Here is a 22989-nt window from a genome sequence, read left to right as displayed (position 1 = left end):
TCAGCTGGCTTTAGCAAACGAAGCACATCATCATGTGGTTAAGAAAAATAGGCTATTTTACCTTTCATGACTGATCCTCAGTTAGTTTTAGGCAAAATCTGCCCACAAAAAATCACTACTTTTTTACGAAACACAAAGACAAAAAGGATAAAATTTTCCTCTTTTTACCCCAATTTTCCATATAAAAGAGGAAAATTTGTGTCTTTTTCATGAAAAATTGCTTCTTTAAGTACCAAAATCCTATCTTTTTTGCGGAATATTGCGGTTTTAACAAGGAAATTTCCTTCTTTTTTACGGATAATTGCGGTTTTAGGTAGGAGATTTGCTATTCTAAGAACCAAATTTCTATCTCAGAGTAGGAATACTCCTTCTTTTTTGCGGGAAATTGCGGTTTTAAGTTGAATTGACTCAGTGTGGTTAATCAAAAAATGGCATCAGGAATATGTTTTCTTGATGCCGTTTTTTTGTGCAATTGATATAAATAAATCCCGAAGGGATGATACGATTAAATGTTTCACCCTTTCAGGGTTCTGTAAACGATATTTCAATTCATTGCTTCCCTTCGGGATTTAAATGGAGGCTTTATGGCTTTCAACGAAAACATCCTTAAGCTGTTAAGCTGTTTCCAACTTGGAGAAGCGTGGGGTTTTCTATTAGCAGGCGAATTAATTCGCCTGCTAATAGAAAAAGTATGAATCAAAAGCTATTTCATTAAATTAAAAATTAGTTTAACTAGCTTATCTACAAACCTTTATTTCATCTTTTCAGGCTTTTAAAGTATATTTATCTAATAAATTAAAAACCAAACTTAAACCTTGAAAGCTCATGAAAAATCTTGTTCTTCTTATTATTTTATTCACTTGTTTCGCTTGTAATTCTACTGAAAAAACAAGCACTTCTGCCAATCCTCACGAGGCGTTTATCAAACAATATTTTGAGTATTTCAATCAACATGATTGGCAGAAAATGGCAAGTATGTATGCTGATACTGCTGATTTTAAAGACCCTTCTTTAGGACAAAGTATCGTAAAACAAACGCATGAACAAACGATTAAAAAGTATAGCGAATTAAACCAAGCTTTTCCAGACCTTAAAGATTCTGTTACTAATATTTATCCCGCTGGCGAAAAACACATTGTTGTAGAATTTATTTCAAAAGGTACTGCTCCCGATAAATCTGCTTTTGTTTTACCCATCTGTACCATCTTCACAATTGAAAACGGAGTAATCACAAAGGATTTTACTTATTACGATAATTTCTAATTTCTACATTCATTTATAGTTCACCAAGTAACATATTTCCGAGTGACTTATTTTTTCGGTCTAAAACTGACCTGTTTTGTCTGCTTTTGGGTAAAACCACCTTGTTATCCTTATTGAATTTAGCCAAATTGTAGTGTTATCCAATTTAAAAAATCCTCTTCATCATGGCTAAGTTTTCTCTGTTACTCTTTATTAGTTTCTGTGCTACTTTATGGAATAGTTTATTGGCACAATCAAAAATTGATAGCTTACTCCCTACTCGTGGTTTTTGTATTACAGCGCCAAAAGCACAAAAAGTGGATGATTTTGTCAAGTTTATTCAAGAAGAATTAGCACCTAGACAAGTAAATACACTCATCCTGCGAGTTGATTATAACTATCAATTTGAAAGTCATCCAGAACTCCGTGACCCCGAAGCACTTTCTAAAAAGGATGTAAAGAAATTGGTTAGTGTTTGTAAGAAAAACAATATTCGTATCATTCCGCAAATCAATTTATTGGGACATCAGTCTTGGGCAGCTACTACCACAAATCTGCTAAAAGTATATCCTGAATTTGATGAAACACCAGCCGTAAAAATGCCAGAAAAATATGTTTGGCCCAATCCAGATGGCTTGTATTGTAAAAGTTATTGCCCGCTACATCCAACAGTGCATAAAGTAGTTTTTGCATTGATGGATGAAATCTGTGAAGTATTTGAGACAAATGCTTTCCATGCAGGGATGGATGAAGTATTTTACATTGGCGATGATAAATGTCCGAGATGTTCAGGAAGAGACAAAGCTGAATTATTTGCTGGAGAAGTGAATGAAATCAGAAATCATTTAGCGATAAAAAATAGAAAACTCTGGATTTGGGGCGACCGCCTAATTGATGGAAAAACCACTGGAATAGGCATGTGGGAAGGTAGTTTTAACAATACTCATAGGGCAATAGATTTAATTGCTAAAGACGTAACTATTTGTGATTGGCATTACGAACGCCCCGACCAAACGGCTGTTTATTTTGCCATGAAAGGTTTTGATGTAATTACTTGTCCGTGGAGAATGCCCAAATTTGCTGTGATTCAAACACAGGATATGCTTAAATTCAGACAATCGTCCACTGCTACGATGAAACCACATTTTCAAGGAATGATGCAAACGGTTTGGTCGAGTGCGGAATCTTTTTTGGATGAGTTTTATGGAAGAAATCCCAACAAAACAGTAGAAGAAAATTCTTCCACAAACTGTTTTAAAGCCATGTTTACAGAAATTAATCAACTAATAAAGTAATCATTCAAAGCAAATGGAAAAGGCTAAACGTATTTTTTCAATAGATATATTCAGGGCATTGACAATGCTTTTAATGATTTTTGTAAACGACCTTTGGACATTGAAAAACGTTCCTCTGTGGCTGGAACATGCCGAGGCAAATCAAGATTTCTTGGGTTTGTCGGATGTTGTTTTTCCTTGCTTTTTATTTATTTTGGGTATGGCAATTCCTTTTGCCATTAAAAATCGTATCGCAAAAGGAGATACGCCTTTACAGTTAGTCAAGCATATTATTACTCGTTCAGTTGCTTTATTAATTATGGGCGTTTTTACGGTGAATGTTCCCGAAATCAATGCAGAAGCAACTGGAATGAGTAGTGAAGTATTTCAAATATTAATGGTACTTGGTTTCTTTCTTATCTGGAATGTATATCCCAAAACAGATGCTTTTAAAAGTAAAATCTTTTTAGGCTTACAAATTATTGGTGTACTTATTTTACTAAGATTAGCCTACATTTTTAAGGCAGGAACAACTGATAATTTAATAGGAATGACGCCACAATGGTGGGGAATTTTAGGGCTCATCGGTTGGACTTACCTTACAGCAGCCATTATTTACTTGTTTACTTATCAAAAAACTTCTTTATTGATTTTCTTCTTTTTGTTTTTCAATCTTTTGGCAATTGCTGGTCATGCTGGTTTATTACAAAAAATATGGGCTGGCGGTCCTTCTGATTGGATTTTAGCCAATGGGGCTTTCTTTGCTTTTGCCTTTGCAGGTATTTTGGCAAGTATTTTATTGGAACAATTTTCAAAGCCTGAAAACCAATATCAATTGATGGGAAGATACGTATTGATTGGCGTTGTACTCATCATCCTTGGTTTTATTGCCAGAAACTTCTTTATCATTTCTAAAATACAAGCTACTCCTACTTGGGTTTTGCTGTGTAGTGGAATCGCTTTTATCTTTTTTGCAATAATTTACTATTTGGTTGATATTAAAGAAAAAGTGGTTTGGTTTAGTAGCATCAAAACCGCTGGTACAAGTACGCTTACTTGCTATTTAATTCCGTATTGGTATTATAGCATTGCGGAATTATCGGGAATTACTCTGCCTGGTTTTCTTACTGATGGCATCGTAGGTTTAATCAAATCTTTAATTTACGCTTTTATTGTTATTGGAATCACGGCTTTGCTTGGTAAGCTAAATGTTAAACTGAAAATTTGAGCTTTCTTTTACTTGGCTTGTAAAGCCGAGGTACGATTTTGTGCTATGTCTTCAATTTATCTTTAATCAAAGTCAGACTTTCTTCGTAGGATGCTCCAACTGGAATTTCTGTTTCTTGAATAAAGATAGATTGTCGAGCAATTTTGCTTACTTTTTGATAAGCGATAATATAAGAACGATGAATCCTGACAAAGTACTTTTCAGGCAATATTTGTAGGACATCCGTCATGGTTTGGCGGCTCAAAAGTTTTTTGTTCTTCAAGTAAAAAGTGAGATAATTTCCTTCGGCTTCGATATAGAGTAAATCTTCAAACAATACTTTTTCTTCTTCATAGCCTGTTTTGATGAAAACAAAATTTCGTTCATCAACTTCTTTACTTTCTTTTATAGACAAGGCCTTATTGCAAGCTTTGGTAAATCTTGCTAAAGAAAAAGGCTTTAATAAGTAATCAACAGCATCTAATTCAAAACCTTGCACGGCGTACTCTGAATACGCTGTTGTAAAAATTATCATGGGTACTTTTTGTAAGCAATGCACAAAGTCGATACCCGAAATATCAGGCATTTTGATGTCCAAGAAAATCAAATCTACTTTATTATTTTGCAGATAAGGAATTGCCTCAAAAGCATCGGTAAAAGTTGCTTTTAATTCCAAAAAAGGAATTTTTGAAGCATGAAATTGAATTACTTCTAAGGCTTTTGGCTCGTCATCGATGGCTATGGCAATCATTTTAAATGGTGAGTTGTGAGTGATGAATTGTGAATGTTTTTTTGTACAATTGATTTTCTAAATAATAATTAGCCTGATTACTGGACATTTTCTTTTAAAACCTTTTTCTAATTGTTGGCAACCCTTGTGGTTGCCAACACACAATGGATGGGCAACCGCAAGGGTTGCCACTACGGATTTTTTTGTGTAAAATATAAGAATCCGATACTAATCACTCAAAAATATTTAAAAGATACCTAAAGTCAATGATACAAAATAATCTTGTTCAGATTGTTGAATTTCTAAAGTATGTCTTTGTGGATAAATCAGTTCCAGTCGTTTTTGTACATTTTCTAAACCTATGCCAGATTGTTTTTCGGTATCGTTTTCATTTTTAGGATGCAATGAATTATGTACTTTAAAATAAAGTTTTTGAGCATCAAAAGTAAGTGTAATGTAAATCCAAGATGGTTTTCTGAAACTGATGCCGTGCTTAAAAGCATTTTCTACAAAAGGATTCAACAACATGGGTGCAATATAAATCTCATAGTCAAGCTGCTGAATATTTACCTTAATTTCAATATCATGCGATTCGTCTAAACGCATTCTTTGAATTTCGATAAAATTCTCTAAATATTCTATTTCTTTACTTAATGGAATACGTTCTTGGTGGTTTTCGTGCAACATAAAGCGCATCATATCGCCTAATTTCTGAATTCCATTAGAAGTCTTTTCAGCATTTTCTTTCAACGCTACTGCGTATAGAGTATTCAGCGCATTAAATAAAAAGTGTGGATTAATCTGCGAACGCAAAGTAACAAGCTCGGCTGATTTTTGAAATACTTGTGTTTGTAACTGTTTTTTCTCTTGGAAAAATAACCAACGAACCAATGCCGAAAAGAAACCTAGCAAATGTGGAAGAATTACAAGACCAAAGTAAAAGCCAGTATTCGCAATTCTGTACCAAAGTAAATAAAGAATGATGTTAAATAAACCATATACAAAAAGCCAAAGCATAGGAATGACAATCTCATTCTTTTTTGAATAATTGATTTGTGCAAAATAAGGAATGACAATTTTGAAAGAAAGATGATGCAAACCAGCAATCAAGAGTATTTGTGTCAGTCCAATTACTAAGCCCGTCAAACCAACAATCAAATTGGCAACCTCGCCAAAAAGTGTAAACAGAGCAATTGAAGCTAAGGCTAAAAACAAAATTAAGTTATTCAAAAACTGTTGTTTGGGCTGGCGTTCTTTTTCAAATAAATCGGCAGTATAATAATATAACTGGGCAACGACTTCATAAAGTGCGATGATAATAATGCTCGCAAAAGCATCAGTCAGTACATATAACTTTCTAAAAAGTGAAAACACTTTAAATCCAATGGGATTCCCATGAACGTCATATCGAAAACGCCAAAAGAGTTTATATTCTTTGTAAATAAAACAACTGGCTAATACCAAAACAACTACAAAAACCATCCATAAAACAGTTGAAATATCATAATTTTTCTGTTTGATGGCAGGAAAGAAAAAGTAATGGAAAACAAACCAAGCCGCAGTAAAAAGTACTGCGGCAGCAATAGTCGGGAATATGTTATTAAGGTATTGGTCATAAGAAGCTAAGCCACTCCAAATGACATGATTGGGTAAAGGAATTCGCTCAAGATATTCAATATCAACATCGAAATCATGGGCAATTCCAAAGAGCCTTCTTACTACATAAAAGATGACGGCAAAAAGAATAAAAAATACTTCGTAGGTTCTAAATTTTTCGTGTGAATTCATTGTCTTTTTTTCATCAAAGCTAGTATTGCTTAGAAATGTAAATTAAAAAATGTTTTAAACTAGCTAACATTTGGGTTGAAATTGAAAAAAGAGCAGATAAACTTGATAAAAAGGCTATATTGAGTGATTTTTTTACCCATTTCTCCTTACAAAACCCGCAAAAAAGGACAGAAAATAAAAAAATCTTCATTTTATCAATGAAGTTTGTATTAGAAAAATACAACAGATTTTGCAGGTAATGCTTCAAAATTTTAATACAAAACGAATACCCAGCCAATTCATCGCCTAATCTATAGTACTTATCATGATGATTTAAAAATACCAATTCTCATAAAATTCATTAGTGATAAAGCTTTATTTTGGCTTTTTTCATCTTAATATGTTGCCTAAATTCAGTAACACTTCTAGTAAAAAATACTCATTACTTACTAAAAATCAGTCGATAAGGGTAGTATAATCCGTAAAAATTCAACATTATTTCCTGAAATAGCTATCCATTGTTTTTTAAAGCCTGAAAAAAAATCTTTTTGAGGGCTATGGGCAATCTCTCTTTTCATGTCTTTTACAAGAAAGAACTATTATAAATTTTCTTAGAAAATACTTTTTTTTTCCAAGTTGACTTGACAATTGTCAAAGATTGTACTATTCTAATATTTAACATAATTTACAGGATGGTACATGATGGTTCAGGAAAGCCAAATAGGTTATTTTACAATAAATAATTTATAAAATACAATATAAGATTTTATAAAACATTTAAATCACTCTCTTAATATATACTAAATTTTGACAATGATGGAAGGAAACACGACATCTTTTAGCCTCACTGTGGAATCATATTTCCATACCTTTTCAGTAATTCTCTGAGCATTTTCAAGCAATTATTTCATTTAATCACATACAAGCAATCCATTTTATCTATGAAAAAACTGTACTTCTTCAGTAAAATTTCGAAATGTGTTAAAAACACACTATCCTACAAATTGGCTCATTCAAAGGCTTTTGTTAATTTTTTCCAATAGAGGTATTCTCCTTTTCAACGAAGGTTCATAACCTTCATTTTGTTGCGTTGCGACGTATTTTAATTAGCATAAATCACAATTCCTATAATATACATAAACCATAAAGAATGATGTTTCAATACTCTTTCCGTTATTTTTTTGTCATACTGGGTGGCGTATTCACTTTACTTAGTAGCTGTACTAAAGAAGAGCTGGATATTTACAAACGCCCAGCAACCTTAGAGCCCCCAATTTATCAAACCCTTCAAAGTAAAGGCAATTTTACTTCGCTTTTAGGTGTGATTGATAAAAGTGGCTACCAACGTACTTTGAGTAGCGCTGGTTATTGGACTTTCTTTGCTCCAAATGACGATGCTTTCAAAACTTATTTTACAAGTACTGGACTTACGCTTGCAGCAATTGATTCGGTGAAAGCCAGAGAAATTGTACAAAGTATGTTAGTATTCAATGCTTTTGACCAAACTCGTTTGCCAGACTATCAGTCGCCATTGGGTTGGCAAGAAGCAAGAGCTTTCAGAAGAAAAACCGCTTATTATACAGGTTTTTATGATGAAACTACTTTTGAAGGAACAAAATTGAAAGCCGTTTCACTCAATCGTCCAAACAACAATTACATCGTTGGCGATAACAACAACAAACACATTTCATACTTCACTAGCGAATACTTTTCTGCGATTGGCTTAAGTGCTACAGATTACAATTACTTCTATCCAAATACTCCTTATACAGGTTTCAACGTGATGGAAGCAAAGGTCGTTAACGCTGATATTTTTGCTGAAAATGGAATGATTCATGAAATTGACCATGTATTAAATCCACAACCGTCAATTGATGAGTTTTTACGTACCAAACCACAATACAGCGTTTTCAGAAATTTAATTGAAAAATACGCATCTACTTACGCTTTGAATGACCCAATGACTACAAAATACGCCAATTTAACAGGTAAAGGCGATAAAGTGTATGTAAAGACATTCAACAAACAAGCAAGTAGCGGCAAGTTTTTAACATTCGCTCCAAACTGTGAAAACTTCTTGAAAAATGCCGAGAATGATTCTCAGTTAGATATGTGGTCTGCATTTATTCCTACAAATGATGTTTTGAATCAGTATATCAATAATGTATTGTTAGAAAACTATACTTCATTGGATGCCATGCCTCCGGGTATCATCATCGACCTTATCAATGCCCATTTGTTCCCAACTACAGTTTGGCCTTCAAAATTCAGAAACAGTTTCAATGCTTTGGGAGAAGAAGCTCGCTTTGATGCAAATGTAGATGTGGTTGAGAAAAAAGTATTGAGTAATGCCATGTTTTATGGAACAAACAAAGTACAGGCATCAAACCTGTTTTCTTCGGTTTATTCTAAAGCTTATTTAGATCCTAAATTCAGTATAATGACTAGAATTTTGGATATGGACTGGAAAAACACCATTCTTAACCCAAGAGTAAATTATACTTTGTTTATGATTAGTGATGAAGCATTTAAAGCTGCAGGTTATGATTATGACCCTTCAAAATTTGTATCTAACATTGCCAACAGTGAATGGGGTTATACTCCACCTGGCTCTACAACTCGTACTCCTGGAACTTCAGTTTTGGCAAGTCTTCAAAGAATTGTGGCTACCAGTGTGATTTATACACCACAAAATCAATTGGGTGATTTATCAGGAAAAGGAGTAATTGATGCCATCAATGGTGAATATATCAAATTTGAAAACAATAAAATATATTCAACAGGGACTAAAAATGCACCTATCACTGTGACAAAATCTAAAACTGCTACAAATGGTAAGGTTTATTATACAAATGGTTTATTAAATTTTGCACCAAACAACACATCTATCGCCGACCCAATCGGAAAAGACCTTTCTGTGCTAGGTGCTACTTCAGATTTACCATATTATAATTTCTATCAATACCTTAAAAACTCTACGCTTTTCACGGCGGCGACATTTGCAATCAATGGTGTAAACGAAGGTAGTTTTTATACATTCTTTGTGCCAGACAATGCTGCAATCCAAGCAGCAGTAAATGCTGGTCTTTTACCCGGAACAGGCTCTGGAGCAGTAAAAACACCAAACTTTAACCCGACTAGTTTACTTGACAAAAAGATTGTTGAAGATTTTATTAACTACCATATCCTGAACAAAAAAGTAGTTGCTACAGACGGAAAAGAATCTGGCGCTATGGAAACTTTATTGAAAGATGCGGTAGGAGATCCCGTAAAAATCTCTGTAATAAATGCGGTGGGTTCAATGCAATTGGCTGATGCTACTTCAAAAAAATCAAATGTTAGGGTTGATAAAAGTAATAACCTTTCTAACAGAGCAATGATTCATTTGATTGATGGATATCTAAAGGCTAATTAAATCTCAATCTTGGAAAACCAAGTGGATTTTTAGGTCACACAACTCGTTTAAAAATTTGCAAATAAGCCAATGAAAATTTTTACCAAATTACTAATCATAACGGGTGTATTGCTATTATGTCAACACATTTCAATAGCACAAACATCTACTTTACATACCGTTCGAGGCAAAATAGTTGACCTCAAAGATAGCTCTGCCGTAATAGGTGTTACGGTTGCTGAGCTTGACCGTGATAATCGTATCATTAAAGGTGTGAGTTCTGACGTAGAAGGTAACTTCGTTATCAGAGTTTCTAATGCTAATAATAGACTATCGTTTTCGAGTATCGGTTATAAAACACAAAAAATTGACATCAAAGGAAAAAGCTCTTTGAAAATCTGGATGGAAGCTACCACTTCTGACCTTGACGAAGTAGTTGTTTCTGCAAGACCAACCGATAATGGTTTGATGTCAGTATCTGAAAGAAATACAACCATTGCAGTCGCAAAAATTGATGCTAAAATGGTTGAAGATATGCAAGGGACATCAATCGACCAAATGTTACAAGGGCGTTTGGCTGGGGTAGATATTACTGCTGCTTCTGGTGACCCAGGAACTGGAATGCAAATCAGAATTAGAGGTACTTCTTCTATCAACTCTTCTGTTGAGCCAATGATTGTAGTAGATGGTATGCCTTATGAAACATCAATTCCATCTGACTTCAACTTCGGTACTGCTGATGAAATGGGTTATGCTTCTTTATTGAACTTAGCTCCTTCTGATATTAAAAATATTGCGGTTTTGAAAGATGCTGCCGCTACAGCAATGTGGGGTTCAAGAGCTGCCAATGGTGTTGTGGTTATTAATACAAAAAGAGGAACAGTAGGTACGCCAAAAGTAACTTATACTTTTAAAGGTTCGGTTTCAAAACAACCAAATGCCATTCCAATGCTTTCGGGTGACCAATATTCAATGTTGATTCCAGAAGCATTTATGAACAGAAATGGTACTCCTTTGAATACGCAAACCGTAAAAGAATTCCAATACGACCCAAATGACCCATATTGGTATAATAACTATGGACAAAATGTGAACTGGGTAGATGCTATTACGCAATTAGGTTATTCGCAAGATCATGCTGTTTCGATTACGGGTGGTGGTGAAAAAGCGAAGTACTATGCTTCGACTGGTTATTTCAACCAAACCGGTACAACTATCGGAACAGGACTTAGCCGTATCAATACTCGTATCAACCTTGACTATAACGTTTCTAACAGAATTCGTTTTAAGACCGACTTATCGTTTACTCACTCGGATAATGCAAGAAACTATGTATCAGCTTTGACATCTAATAAAGATTTAATTCGTTCAGTAGCTTATAGCAAAATGCCTAACATGAGTATTTTTGAATACAATGATTTGGGGCAATTAACTGGTAATTACTTCTCGCCACTTACTAATATTCAGGGTACGTTTTCAAATACTTACAACCCTGTGGCGATGGTTAAATCTGCTAAAAACAATATCATTTCTGAAAGAATTATTCCACACTTTCAAGTACAATATGATTTAGTACCACAACAATGGGTGGCTACTTTTGATATTCAGTTTGATATTAACAACAACAAAACCAATTCATTCTTACCACAAGTAGCCACTGGACAAACATTTACTAGCCCTGCTGTAAACGTTGCGACAGATGGTGATGCGGATGGTTTTGCGGTTACTACAAAAACAAGTTTGATTTATACCCCAAAAATCAAAAATACGAAACACGAATTAACCAGTTTGTGGGCGTTAAATACTTCTGATGTAAAATCTGTTTGGCAAGAAGCCTATGTTACCAACACTGCATCTTCTGATTTAACAGATGTTACTAACCCTGCACGTTTAACTACTTCTAATTTATCGTCGGGTGTTTCGCAAACACGTAACATCGGTGTATTGATGAATGTTCACTATGGATTTTTAGACCGCTATATTTTTGATGTGGGTATCAGAGGAGATGGAAACTCTCGTTTTGGTCCAGCTTATCGCTATGGTTTATTCCCTTCTATTTCTACAAAATGGATTATTTCTGATGAGCCATTCATGAAAAGATTTGATAACCTTATCGAGCATTTAGGTTTAAGAATGAGTTACGGACAAAGTGGAAATGCCCCACGTAAAGATTATTTATACTATGGTAAATTCAACACTTTAGGTTGGTCATACCTTGGCTCATCGGCTGTAGTTCCACAAACAATGCAATTGAATAACCTCCGCTGGGAGCGTATTATTGGTAGAAACGTAGGTATTAACTTAATTACTCGTAATAGAAAATTAACGATTGATGCTGAATTCTACAAAAACAGTACAAAAGATTTATTCTTTGAAAACTTACAAATTCCAGCATTTACAGGTTTCAACACTGTTCAAATGAACGTTGGAACGATGGAAAACTCTGGTTGGGAATTCAACTTGAACTTGAACGCTTACAAAACAAAAGATGTGATGGTTGATTTCAACATGAACATTGCTCATAACACAAACGTAATCCGTGAAATTTCAGATTTGTATCCTCGTCAAGGTGGTATTGCTACAGTAAATGGTGCTTACATGACTTACATGCAAGTGAACAATCCATTTGGTTCATTCTATGGCTACCGTTATTTAGGAGTTTATAAAGACAAAGCTGCAACTGTAGCAAGAGGAAAAAGTGGCGAGCCAATCATTACTCCTGACGCTCAATCTGTTTATATGCGTTTTAACTATCCACAAACAGATTATATTTTCCAACCAGGCGATGCAATGTATGAAGACATCAACAAAGATGGTAACATCAATTACATGGACTTAGTGTACTTAGGAAATAGTAACCCTGCTTTCACTGGTGGTTTTGGTGCAAGTGCTTCTTATAAATCTTTCAAATTGACTACTTTCTTCAACTTCCGTAGTGATTACGATGTAGTAAACGCTACAAGAATGAGTACTACAAGTATGTATGGTTTCGGAAATCAAAGTACTGAAGTATTGTCTCGTTGGAGAAAAGAAGGTGATGAAACGATGGTTCCTCGTGCTTTGTACAATACAGGTTATAACTGGTTGGGGTCAAGCAGATATGTGGAAGATGCTTCTTTTGTACGTTTCAGAACAGCTACATTGAGCTATACATTCACCAAAAAGGCTTTAAAAACTTTAAACCTTTCAGCGCTTAGAGCTTACGGAACAGTAGAAAACTTAATGACTTGGACAAATTATAGCGGACAAGACCCAGAAGTACAAATGAGAGGTAGCGACCCATTCAGAGTAGCAACGGATAACTCAATGACTCCTCCAGCTAAAACGGTGACTTTTGGTTTAGTAGCGACTTTCTAAACGAAGCATTATCAAGATAGATACAACAATATAGATAATAGATACAATGTTGAAAAAAATATTTTATAACCTGATTTGTGTAAGCTCATTATTGATTGCAAGTTCTTGCGACAATTGGTTGGCTTTGAGCCCACAAGACGGAATCGTGCAAAGCAGATTCTGGCAAAATAAAGAACAAGTAGAATCTGCTGTGGGTGGAATTTATGCGTCTTTGATTGATGGATTGCCTGAAAAGATGTTTATCCTCGGCGAAATCAGAGCTGATATGATTACTACTTCTTTCAGAATTACGAATACTGAATTAGATATTATCAATAGTAATATTCTTCCTACCAACCCTTTGACTGACTGGCGTGATTTCTACCGTATTATCAATTATAGTAATACAGTAATTGCTTTTGCTCCAAGTGTTTTAGACAAAGATAAAACCTACACAGAAGCAGCCTTGAAAGGTCATGTGGCAGAAGCAAAAGCCATGAGAGCATGGATGTACTTCTATTTGGTAAGATTGTTCGGGGAAGCTCCTTTGAAATTATCGGCTACAAGTAGTGATGACGAAATTGTTCCTTTGCCAAAAGCTAGTAAGAATGACATCTTGGCACAAATCGTAAAAGATTTAGAAGAAGCAGAAAAGGATATTCCAAGTACTTATGGTAACAAAGAGAAAGATCATAGCAGAATTACAAAGTACATGATTAATACTTTGCAAGCTGATGTGTATTTATGGATGGAAAAACCAACAGAAGCACTTGCTGCCACCAACAAAGTAATCAATAGTGCAAAATTCGGTTTGGTTTCAAACCCAGAAAGAAGTTTAGCATGGTTCAATACAGTAAAAGCGGGAAATTCAAACGAAGGTATTTTTGAGTTAGCACATGGTAGCGATTATACCATTCGCTTTATCAACGCTACTTACCCTTTCTTTGCCATTTTTGGTTCAGGTGCATCAAGTTCTTTCAGAAGATACCAAGCAACTACTTATGTTACTGAAACTCTTTTCACAGAAGATATTATTGATCCTACCAATTATGATACTCGTGCTGATGATGCTTCTTTAAGTACTGCTACCGGTGTAATTACAAAGTATAACCGTCTTTCTGGCGATACTCCTTTCAACTTTATTGTGTATCGCTATGCTGATGTACTCTTAATGAAAGCTGAAGCTTTGGCATTGTTAAATAGAGGACAAGAAGCTTTAGACATTGTTTCACAAATCAGAAAAAGAGCTTGGGCAATTCCACAAACTGAAAAATCTCCAGACGCTACTAATATTGATGGTACAGGTGGTGTATTAGAATATATTTTAGAAGAACGTGCCAGAGAATTCGCTTTTGAAGGAAAACGTTGGTTCGATATGCTCAGAAATGCTAAAAGAAGTAATTACAAACGTCTCGACTTATTGATTGAATTAACTGCAAGAAGTGTCCCTAGTGAAAGACAACAATCGGCAATTGCTAAAATCAAAGATCCAAACAGCCATTATTTGCCAATTTATCAATACGAAATTCAAACAAATACGCTCTTGGTACAAAATCCATTTTATAAGTAAACAGCAAAATAGTACAGCAAAAGGTTGATTGATTTTTTATCAATGGTCAATCATGCCAATTGTAGTATTCTATTTTTTAAAGATGATTTTGGAGACATTAAAAAAATAAACAAATGAAAAAGTTAATACAATCGCTCACATTACCATTGCTTGGTCTTTTATTAGGACTAAGTATTATGAGCTGTTCGGATATAACTATCGTTGAAACCACCACTGGTGATGCCAACCTTTATAGTTATTTACAAAAGTATCCTGAGAAGTATTCTGATTTTGCAAGTATTATTGATAAATCTGGCTACAACAGTTTCTTGGATGCTTATGGTGCTTACACAATGTTTGCGCCAAACAATACAGCCGTAAAAGCATATTTAACACAAATTGGAAAAACTGCTGACCAGCTTACGAAAGAAGAAGCTCAAGGCATTGTAAAAATCCATGTGATTAGAGATACGCTTACCACGAACTCTTTCAAAGACGGTAAATTACCATTAGTTACCATGTACGGTCAGTACTTACTTTCTGGTGTAACAAACGGCACGAATGGCTCAAGTTATACTTTGAATCGCCAAGCAAACATTGTTGAATCGAACATCAAAACAGGTAATGGAATGTTGCATATTTTGGATGGCGTGTTAAAACCTGCTACCAAAACAATTGCTCAATTAACAGAGGCTAATCCTGATTATTCTATTTTCACACAGGCTTTAAAAGAAACAGGTTATTATGATTCTTTAAATACTGTTAATGAGAATTTAGATAAGCGTTTTATGACTTTAGTGGCAGAATCAAATACTGTATTGGCACAAGCAGGATTTACAAATTATGCTCAACTGAAAGCAAGATATTCTAAATCAGGTAATCCTAAATTAAAGTCTGATAGCCTTAATATTTTTGTTGCTTATCATATTTTAGATGGAGCAAAATATTTAGGAGATATTATTACTGCCACTTCACACATCACAAAAGTATCTACTGAACCTACCGTTGTAAGTTCAAAATTAGAAGGACAAACGGTATTATTGAACGATGACATTTTTAATGGTGTCAGAGAAATGGGTGTTGAATTATCTCGTACGCTAAGCGACAACACTGCTACCAACGGTGTATTACATAGCACTTTAGGGCATTATGGTGTAAAATTACGTTTGCCAATTAGAATCGACTGGGATGTTTGCGATTTCCCTGAAATCAAAAAACTATCTAGTTATTATGGAAAAAGAACTTACGGTTTCCCAGTAGGTACTGTATTAAATGATATTAAATGGGCTAATGCCAGCTTCCCTCCTACTTATGTGTATGCAGGTTCTGAAAACGCTGCCAAAAGAGATTATCTACAAGTACCAATGGGTGTACCAAGTAGAAACTTATGGTTAGAAATGAGAACACCTATCATTCCAAAAGGAAAATACAAAGTATGGATGTGCTACAGACGTCAACGTACTTCAAACAGTTTTACCATTACTTGTACTGGTGCAATTGACGGAGAGACACTGACTCGCCCATTCTTATTTATTGACCAAGTTCCAAATCTATCTTCTGGTGAATTAGAATCATTAGGTTGGAAAATCTATATGTCGCCTGGAACTGACATCAACGCTGCTGGTCGTTTGCTTGGAACAATTGATATTAAAACAACTGACAGACACCTTTTCCGTTTGACAGCAATCAATGGTACGCACTCTCCAAACAATATTGATATGATTCAATTTATTCCTATTGATCAAAATCAGTTGAGTCCACGCCACTTACCAGATGGTACCTTAATTGCAAACTAATAGCAGGTTTTCAAACACAGTGACTGATAAAATTTAGAAACTGTATTAAAACATTAAAAGAAATTCAAATGAAAATAAGATATTTATATTTTTTGCTCATTGCTCTTTGCGGCATTATCCTAGCGTCTTGTAAGACTTGGGACGACCGCTTGGTTTCAGAGAATGATGATTTAGGAAAATCATTATATGCTGAAATTAGCACACAAACCAACTTGAGTAAATTCAAAGAACTTTTAGAAAAATCAGGTTACGATAAAGTAATTTCTTCTTCTAAAAATTATACCGTTTGGGCTCCTACTAACGATGCCTTAGCTAATTTAAGCACAACCATTATCAATGACACTACTGCTTTAAAAGCATTTGTGGGTAATCATATTGCTTTGCAAAGTCATGTAATGCCGTCAACGCAAACTTCTGAATTAGTAGGCTTATTAAATGGAAAATATGCAAGCTTCGGCAAAGATGTTTTTGCTACAGCAGCTATTACTTCTTCTAATAAATATGTTGGAAACGGTGTATTGCATGTTATTGGTAGCGCTGTACAAGTATTGCCTTCACTTTGGGCTTATGTAAATGCTACACAAGCAACTTCATTACAAAGTTCGGCTATCGTAAATCTTACAACACTTGTATTTAATCCAAACACAGCGATTGTTGATAGTATCAGTGCTACAACAGGTCAGCCAGTATATCGTCCGGGAACTGGTTTTCAGTCGGTAAACTCTTTTACCGAAAAAGTATATGATTTGGGAGATGAGTCTAAACGTTATACTTATTTTTTATTACCAAATGATGTTTTCACACAAGAAGTAAATAAGTTATCGCCTTACTACAAAACTAGCACAACTGATAGTACATACAGAAAAGCAGCTTTTGAAACCATCAAAGATTTAGTGATTGAAGGGGAATACTCACTTGAACAACTTCCAACGTCCATCAAATCTAAATTTGATGTAAACTATACAATTGATAAATCTGCCATCACTCAAAGTTTCAAAGTAAGTAATGGAATTGTTCACGTATTAGGAAAAATCAACGTAAATGTTAATGAAAAGTTCAAGCCAATCATCATTCAAGGCGAGAATTATATTGCTAGAATGCCTACTGCTTCAAGTTTAGCAGCTGCTGTCATCGCCACAAGAACCTTATTAAACCCATTAACCAATACAAATTTCAAATCAGTTTTTGTAGTGGGGCATGCTAACGCAGGTTTTTGGTTGAGATATGTAGCTCCTGAAACTCCATCTATCAAATATAAAGTGTATTGGGTAGCAGTAAACGATTTGTATAATTCAAACACATCAACAGGCGAAACAGCAGGGTTTGTTATCAACCAAAAGTTAGCGATGGGTACTTTAAGCTCTGCAACGTTTGCTTACCCAACGGCTGCCCTGCCTGTAAAGAACTATACAGAACAATTGCTGGGAGAATATACAGTTGGGGCTTATGGTACACTTAATATGTATCTGGTTGCCAATGGAACCAATGCCATGGCACTTGACTATATCAAACTTGTACCAGCTCTTTAGTTAGCTACATAATAATTTAACGATGATTCAAATGAAGTATTTCATACAAAATATACAAGCATTTCCCAAAACGACAGTTGCTTTAGCGTCTTTTTGTGGAATCATGATGTACGGCACTGCTGTACAGGCGCAAGAAACTAAAATTCAGGAAGTAGTAAAAATTCACCCGAAATATAATACCGAAATTACTGGTATTGTAATAAGTGCTTCTACAGGAAAACCTGTAACGGGCGCAAGGGTTTATTTTAAAAACATGACTTCTGCCATTACTGCTGAAGACGGAACTTTTAAACTAAGTGTACCTAGTCCGAAAGTTTCAGTTTCTGTAGAATGTCCGGGCTATGAAAGTACTGAAGTAGCAGTTGCTAAACGTAATAAAATCACTATCACCATTCAAGACCAATCAGGACTTGAAAAATCTTTTGGATTACCAACTGGTACTTCAACAGGGAAACGTGTAGTGGGTGCAGCTAGTGCTTTGGCAATTCCTGATGCTTGGGCAAGAATTACGGATTCTCCAGATAGTTATTTACAAGGAAGAATCGCTGGTTTAAACGCTACTCGTTATTCTGGTACTACAAACGCAGGAAGCTTTACTACTTTGCGTGGTTTAAATTCTATCCAAGGAACAAACCGTCCTTTGTATGTGATTGATAATGTTATTTACGATGCTGGTATTTATGGCAGTTCATTGAATAACAATTACTTCGATAATCCATTAGCTTATATTGACGTAAGAGACATCAGTAATATTACTGTATTGAAAGACGCTTCAGCATCTGCAATTTATGGTACAAAAGCAGCCAATGGAGTTATCATGATTACGACTTCAAGAGCGAAAGAATTAGGTACAAAAATTGACTTCGCCATGTATGGTGGTGTGAACGCTGCTCCTAAGGATTTACCAGTAATGAATGCCAATAGTTATAGAAGTTATTTAACTGATATTCTTTCTTCGGCTGGTTATTCAAATGCGCAAATGGAAACATTGCCTTTTATGAATGACAGCAAGTCGAACCCTGATTATTATACTTATCATAACGATACCGACTGGCAGAAAAAAGTAATGGCAAGTAAACCGCTTACCAACATGTATTTACGTGTAACGGGTGGTGATAACATTGCAAAATATGCACTTTCGGTAAACTATTTAAGTAATAAAAATGGTGTTGCTGGTTCAACTTTAGAGAAATACAGTACTCGTTTCAATGCTGATATGAACTTAAGCCGCAAGCTTACAGCAGCAGCCAACTTGAGTTTCTCGTACAATGAAGCTGAAACCAAAGATTTTGGATTTGCCTCTAAAACGAATCCTCTTTATTTAGCCTTAATCAAAGCACCAATCTTAACAGATTATAGTGTTTCAAGTCAAGGGATTTTTTCTCCTTTCTTGGCAGATGAAGATATATTCTCGGTAGGAAACCCTGCTGTGGCTGCTACAAGTACTTTGGGTGGGAACAAAGCTTATCGTTTCTTTGGTGTGATTGACTTCCAATATGCGATTTCAAATGCGTTCAAACTAGGAACGAACATTGCTGTTACTTTCGATAAAGTCAAAGAAAACCGCTTTATTCCAAACTATGGTTTGGTAAGTGATACGCTTAAAAATGTGTTGGCATTAAACCAGTTGAGTTCACAAACAAAACGTTTGTTTAATGTATCTAATGAAACGTATTTAGCTTTCAATAAAACTTTCAAAAACGTGCATGATATTTCTGGTCGTATAGGTTTACGTTTTATTAGCTCTAAAGTAGAACAAGACAAAATCTTGGCTTATAACTCAGCAACCGACCAATTAATCAGTGTGAACAATGGTTCTGTTTTATATAACAATATTCAAGGTGGAATTGGTACTTATAACTGGTTGAATACTTATTTCAACTTAAATTATACTTATGCTGATAAATACTTCTTGGCTTTCACAATGGCAATGGATGCTTCTTCTCGTTTTGGGAAAGATGTTTCTACAAGCGATGCTGTCAGAATTGGCGGTACTCCTTTTGCAGTGATGCCTGCTGTATCGGCAGCTTGGTTGCTTTCTTCTGAACAATTCTTAGCGGATGGTCCTTTCGATTTATTAAAACTTCGTGTTTCTACAGGTCGTGTAGGAAATGATGACATCGGTAATTATGCTTCAAAACAATATTATGTTGGTCAAAACTTATTAGGTCTTCAAGGGATTGTTCGTGGAAACATTGCTAATCCAAACTTGAAATGGGAGAATATCTCTAAGTCTAATGCAGGTTTAGACATGAGCGTTCTTCACGAGCGTTTGGGTTTAAGTCTTGATGTATTCAGCAACAAAACTACAGACATGATTATCGCTGAGAAATTACCAACGGTAGCTGGTGTAGGTTATGTAATGACGAACAACGCTGCTATGAGTACTTCAGGTATTGAAGCTAGTTTGAATATCAAATTATTAAACAAATCTGATTTGAAATGGGATTTGGGTGTAACCATCGCTAAATCAAAAACTAAATTAGATAAGTTACCAAACGCCAATGCCGACATCATTTCTAACTATGGTCAGGCTTCTTTCTTGACCCGTGTGGGTGAAAGTCCGAATGTATTCTTCGGTAATACTTCAAAAGGTGTTTATGCTTCTAATGCTGAGGCAAATGCTGAAGGTTTATCTTCAAGGTTGCCAGATGGTTCTTTGAAGCCCTTCCAAGGTGGTGATGTTAGATTCGAAGATTTGAATGGAGATAAAGTAATCGACGACCAAGACAGAAAGATTATCGGTAATCCTAATCCTGATTTCTACGGAGGTATTACTAACCGTATTATCTACAAAAACTGGACTTTAGATGCCCTTTGTAGCTTTGTTTCTGGCAACGAAGTATATAATTATACTCGTAGAAGTATCGAATCTGGTGCAAATTTCAATAATCAATCGGCTGCGATGGTTGCTCGTTGGAGAGGCGAAGGACAAATTACTGATATTCCAAGAGCTACTTATGGCGACCCAGTTCAAAACGCACGTTTCTCGAACAGATGGATTGAAGATGGTTCATATTTCAGATTAAAATCAGTTTCAGTGTCGTATAATTTCTCAATCGACAAAAGTATTTTGAAATATTTAACAGTATATGCTGCGGCAAATAACGTGTTGACTTTCACAAAATACCTTGGTTATGATCCAGAATTTAGTTCAACAAATGCAGTAGTAGGACAAGGCGTTGACAATACATTAGAGCCTATCCAAAAATCATTTCACTTAGGGCTTAGAATTGGTTTATAATATCAAGCTAAAATCCCTCGGTCAACTGAAATTATTAATCGTTAAAATTATCGAAATAAGATGAAATCAATGTTTAGAAAAATAATCTTCAATCTAGCTGTACTTTCTTGTGTATGGGTTGGTAGTTCTTGTAAAGAAGTATTCGACCTCGACCCTGAAGAAGCACTCACTAGCCAACAAATGTATCGTGATATTTTCGATGCAGATGCTGCCATCATTGGCTTATATGGTAAGTTTTCAACGCTTGCTAAACAATATGTAGTATTAAATGAACTTCGTGCAGATTTGCTAGATGTCACTGATAATGCCGACGTAGCCTTGCGTGAAATCAATAACCATAATGTTACAGAAAGTAATGCTTATGCGAACCCTCGTCCGTATTATGAATTAATCCTTAACTGTAACGACATCTTGAAGAACTTCAAGATGATGGTTGAAACCAACAAAATCAAAAGAACAGAATACAACCAACGTTATGCCGATGTAATTGCTTTAAGAAGCTGGATTTATTTGCAATTAGCAATTCACTACAATAGTGTTCCATACATCACAGAATCAATTGAAAAAATTGGTGATGTATCAGCTATTGCTAGTAAGCCTGCTATTCCCTTAAAGGAAATGATTAAGCAACTTATTACGGACATGGAAACGATTCCAAGTGTATATCTTGACCCTTATAGTTTAGATAATACTTTCGTTTCGAACAACGTGGATGGCTACTCTCCTACTACTTTCTTCATTAATAAAACTATTTTATTGGGAGATTTGTACTTGTGGGATAACCAATTTACCAAAGCGGCTACGATGTACAAATACATTATGACAACATCCGACCGCCTTGGTTTTGAAGCAACTGATATTAACGTTTGGTATCATTTATACAAAATCACTCGTGGGCAAATCAGCAGTGGTATGGGACCAATCGCAGTAAGTTATGATGCCAACATCAACGACGAAAACAGATTGCTTGATAACAACAGCACTGGCTGGCGTTCAATCTTCGCACGTGATCGTTCTAATACTACTTATAATGGTTTATCGAATACTTCAAACATTTCTCGTGACCCAGAATGGCTTTGGTTATTACCTTTCGACAATAAGTTTCTACCTGAAAACCCATTTGTAGAATTGTTCTCGAATGTAGGTGGTAAATATTTGTTACAGCCTTCTCAGCAAGTACAAGATATGTGGAATTCGCAAACACAAACGAACAACTTCAATTTTGATGCTCGTGGAAAGATGTCTTACAAAACAGTTAATGGCAAACCAGTAGTCTATAAATACCTTTATAACTACTTGAATCCAAACTTGACGGGTTCTGTGATTTCTTTAGTAGGTAAAAGTTTACAAGAAAAAAATGGTCGTTGGTTCTTGAACAGAGCAGCCAATGTACACTTGAAATTTGCTGAAGCTGCCAACCGTGAAGGACGTAGAAAGTTAGCTTTTGCTTTGTTAAACAGCGGTGTAGCATCTGTGTATAACGGTACTTCAACCGATAAAACCAACTTGATGAATACTTTTGATGTTCCTCCATTCGACTTTGATGCTAGAAACGGCGATGCACCAGTACGTTATCGTTCGTCATGGCACTTAGCGACGGGTATCAGAGGTAGAGCCATGTTGAAAAATACTGAAGTAGTAGGCGATAGTACCATTGCCATCGAAAACTCTATCATACAAGAAGGTGCTTTAGAATTAGCTTTTGAAGGACACCGTTGGGGCGATTTAGTAAGAGTAGCACTTCGTAGAGAAGACCCAACTTTCTTGGCAGACAAAGTATATGATAAATTAAGAAAAGCCAACAACCCTAATGCAGCAGCCGTAAGAAGCAAACTGATGAACAAAGAGAACTGGTTTTTACCATTCAAATTGCAATAATCGTATCAATCTTTTTATTATAAACACATCCGCTCTCTTTGGG

Annotated in this window: 13 protein-coding genes; 10 read left to right on the top strand and 3 right to left on the bottom strand. The window is 35.3% G+C overall.

Going from position 1 to position 22989, the window contains the following annotated elements:
- Nucleotides 1-825: 825 nt before the first annotated feature.
- From VB798_RS01615 to VB798_RS01605, 3 genes are all read left to right on the top strand, one after another.
- A complete protein-coding gene (locus VB798_RS01615; protein WP_323255268.1) occupies nucleotides 826-1263 on the top strand; it encodes a nuclear transport factor 2 family protein in 438 nt (145 codons plus the stop codon).
- A gap of 164 nt (nucleotides 1264-1427) precedes the next feature.
- Nucleotides 1428-2537 (top strand): family 20 glycosylhydrolase, encoded by a 1110-nt coding sequence (locus tag VB798_RS01610; protein WP_323255266.1) that lies wholly within the window; start codon nucleotides 1428-1430, stop codon nucleotides 2535-2537.
- A 13-nt stretch (nucleotides 2538-2550) separates the two neighbouring features.
- Nucleotides 2551-3744, top strand: coding sequence for a DUF5009 domain-containing protein (locus VB798_RS01605; RefSeq protein ID WP_323255264.1), 1194 nt, complete (start codon nucleotides 2551-2553; stop codon nucleotides 3742-3744).
- Nucleotides 3745-3787: 43 nt separating this feature from the next.
- Here VB798_RS01605 and VB798_RS01600 read toward each other — a convergent pair whose 3' ends face one another.
- The 3 genes from VB798_RS01600 to VB798_RS01590 form a co-directional block, all read right to left on the bottom strand.
- On the bottom strand, nucleotides 3788-4474 hold the full coding sequence (locus VB798_RS01600; RefSeq protein ID WP_323255262.1) for a LytR/AlgR family response regulator transcription factor: 687 nt from the start codon (nucleotides 4472-4474) through the stop codon (nucleotides 3788-3790).
- A 225-nt stretch (nucleotides 4475-4699) separates the two neighbouring features.
- The gene (locus VB798_RS01595) at nucleotides 4700-6241 is read right to left on the bottom strand and encodes a sensor histidine kinase (protein WP_323255261.1); all 1542 of its coding nucleotides are present in this window, start codon (nucleotides 6239-6241) and stop codon (nucleotides 4700-4702) included.
- A 428-nt stretch (nucleotides 6242-6669) separates the two neighbouring features.
- Nucleotides 6670-6798, bottom strand: a complete 129-nt coding sequence (locus VB798_RS01590; RefSeq protein WP_323255259.1) for a hypothetical protein — start codon at nucleotides 6796-6798, stop codon at nucleotides 6670-6672.
- A gap of 572 nt (nucleotides 6799-7370) precedes the next feature.
- Between VB798_RS01590 and VB798_RS01585 the strand changes: the two genes are divergently transcribed.
- The 7 genes from VB798_RS01585 (at nucleotide 7371) to VB798_RS01555 (ending at nucleotide 22946) form a co-directional block, all read left to right on the top strand.
- Entirely contained in the window at nucleotides 7371-9635 is a 2265-nt protein-coding gene (locus VB798_RS01585; protein WP_323255257.1) for a fasciclin domain-containing protein, read from the top strand.
- A 69-nt stretch (nucleotides 9636-9704) separates the two neighbouring features.
- A complete protein-coding gene (locus VB798_RS01580; protein ID WP_323255255.1) occupies nucleotides 9705-12971 on the top strand; it encodes a SusC/RagA family TonB-linked outer membrane protein in 3267 nt (1088 codons plus the stop codon).
- Between the two features lie 46 nt (nucleotides 12972-13017).
- A complete protein-coding gene (locus tag VB798_RS01575; RefSeq protein WP_323255253.1) occupies nucleotides 13018-14520 on the top strand; it encodes a RagB/SusD family nutrient uptake outer membrane protein in 1503 nt (500 codons plus the stop codon).
- 113 nt (nucleotides 14521-14633) lie between these two features.
- Entirely contained in the window at nucleotides 14634-16295 is a 1662-nt protein-coding gene (locus VB798_RS01570) for a fasciclin domain-containing protein (RefSeq protein ID WP_323255251.1), read from the top strand.
- A gap of 68 nt (nucleotides 16296-16363) precedes the next feature.
- Nucleotides 16364-17824, top strand: coding sequence for a fasciclin domain-containing protein (locus tag VB798_RS01565; RefSeq protein WP_323255249.1), 1461 nt, complete (start codon nucleotides 16364-16366; stop codon nucleotides 17822-17824).
- A 31-nt stretch (nucleotides 17825-17855) separates the two neighbouring features.
- Nucleotides 17856-21068, top strand: a complete 3213-nt coding sequence (locus tag VB798_RS01560; RefSeq protein WP_323255247.1) for a SusC/RagA family TonB-linked outer membrane protein — start codon at nucleotides 17856-17858, stop codon at nucleotides 21066-21068.
- 69 nt (nucleotides 21069-21137) lie between these two features.
- Nucleotides 21138-22946 carry a RagB/SusD family nutrient uptake outer membrane protein gene (locus VB798_RS01555; protein WP_323255245.1) on the top strand — a complete coding sequence of 603 codons (1809 nt, stop codon included), beginning with the start codon at nucleotides 21138-21140 and terminating at the stop codon, nucleotides 22944-22946.
- Nucleotides 22947-22989: the final 43 nt, after the last annotated feature.

Origin of the sequence: Arcicella lustrica (assembly GCF_034930985.1) — a bacterium.
GTDB lineage: Bacteria > Bacteroidota > Bacteroidia > Cytophagales > Spirosomataceae > Arcicella > Arcicella lustrica.
The sequence above is the reverse complement of the archived record's forward strand: the minus strand, read 5'-3'. Positions and strand labels throughout refer to the sequence as shown.

Excerpts from the sequence above, each read along its gene's own strand:
- VB798_RS01610 (WP_323255266.1), top strand. The coding sequence starts at position 1,428 with ATGGCTAAGTTTTCTCTGTTACTCTTTATTAGTTTCTGTGCTACTTTA.
- VB798_RS01595 (WP_323255261.1), bottom strand. The coding sequence starts at position 6,241 with ATGAATTCACACGAAAAATTTAGAACCTACGAAGTATTTTTTATTCTT.
- VB798_RS01575 (WP_323255253.1), top strand. The coding sequence starts at position 13,018 with ATGTTGAAAAAAATATTTTATAACCTGATTTGTGTAAGCTCATTATTG.
- VB798_RS01565 (WP_323255249.1), top strand. The coding sequence starts at position 16,364 with ATGAAAATAAGATATTTATATTTTTTGCTCATTGCTCTTTGCGGCATT.
- VB798_RS01570 (WP_323255251.1), top strand. The coding sequence starts at position 14,634 with ATGAAAAAGTTAATACAATCGCTCACATTACCATTGCTTGGTCTTTTA.
- VB798_RS01590 (WP_323255259.1), bottom strand. The coding sequence starts at position 6,798 with ATGAAAAGAGAGATTGCCCATAGCCCTCAAAAAGATTTTTTTTCAGGC.
- VB798_RS01585 (WP_323255257.1), top strand. The coding sequence starts at position 7,371 with ATGATGTTTCAATACTCTTTCCGTTATTTTTTTGTCATACTGGGTGGC.
- VB798_RS01615 (WP_323255268.1), top strand. The coding sequence starts at position 826 with ATGAAAAATCTTGTTCTTCTTATTATTTTATTCACTTGTTTCGCTTGT.
- VB798_RS01605 (WP_323255264.1), top strand. The coding sequence starts at position 2,551 with ATGGAAAAGGCTAAACGTATTTTTTCAATAGATATATTCAGGGCATTG.
- VB798_RS01600 (WP_323255262.1), bottom strand. The coding sequence starts at position 4,474 with ATGATTGCCATAGCCATCGATGACGAGCCAAAAGCCTTAGAAGTAATT.
- VB798_RS01580 (WP_323255255.1), top strand. The coding sequence starts at position 9,705 with ATGAAAATTTTTACCAAATTACTAATCATAACGGGTGTATTGCTATTA.
- VB798_RS01555 (WP_323255245.1), top strand. The coding sequence starts at position 21,138 with ATGTTTAGAAAAATAATCTTCAATCTAGCTGTACTTTCTTGTGTATGG.
- VB798_RS01560 (WP_323255247.1), top strand. The coding sequence starts at position 17,856 with ATGAAGTATTTCATACAAAATATACAAGCATTTCCCAAAACGACAGTT.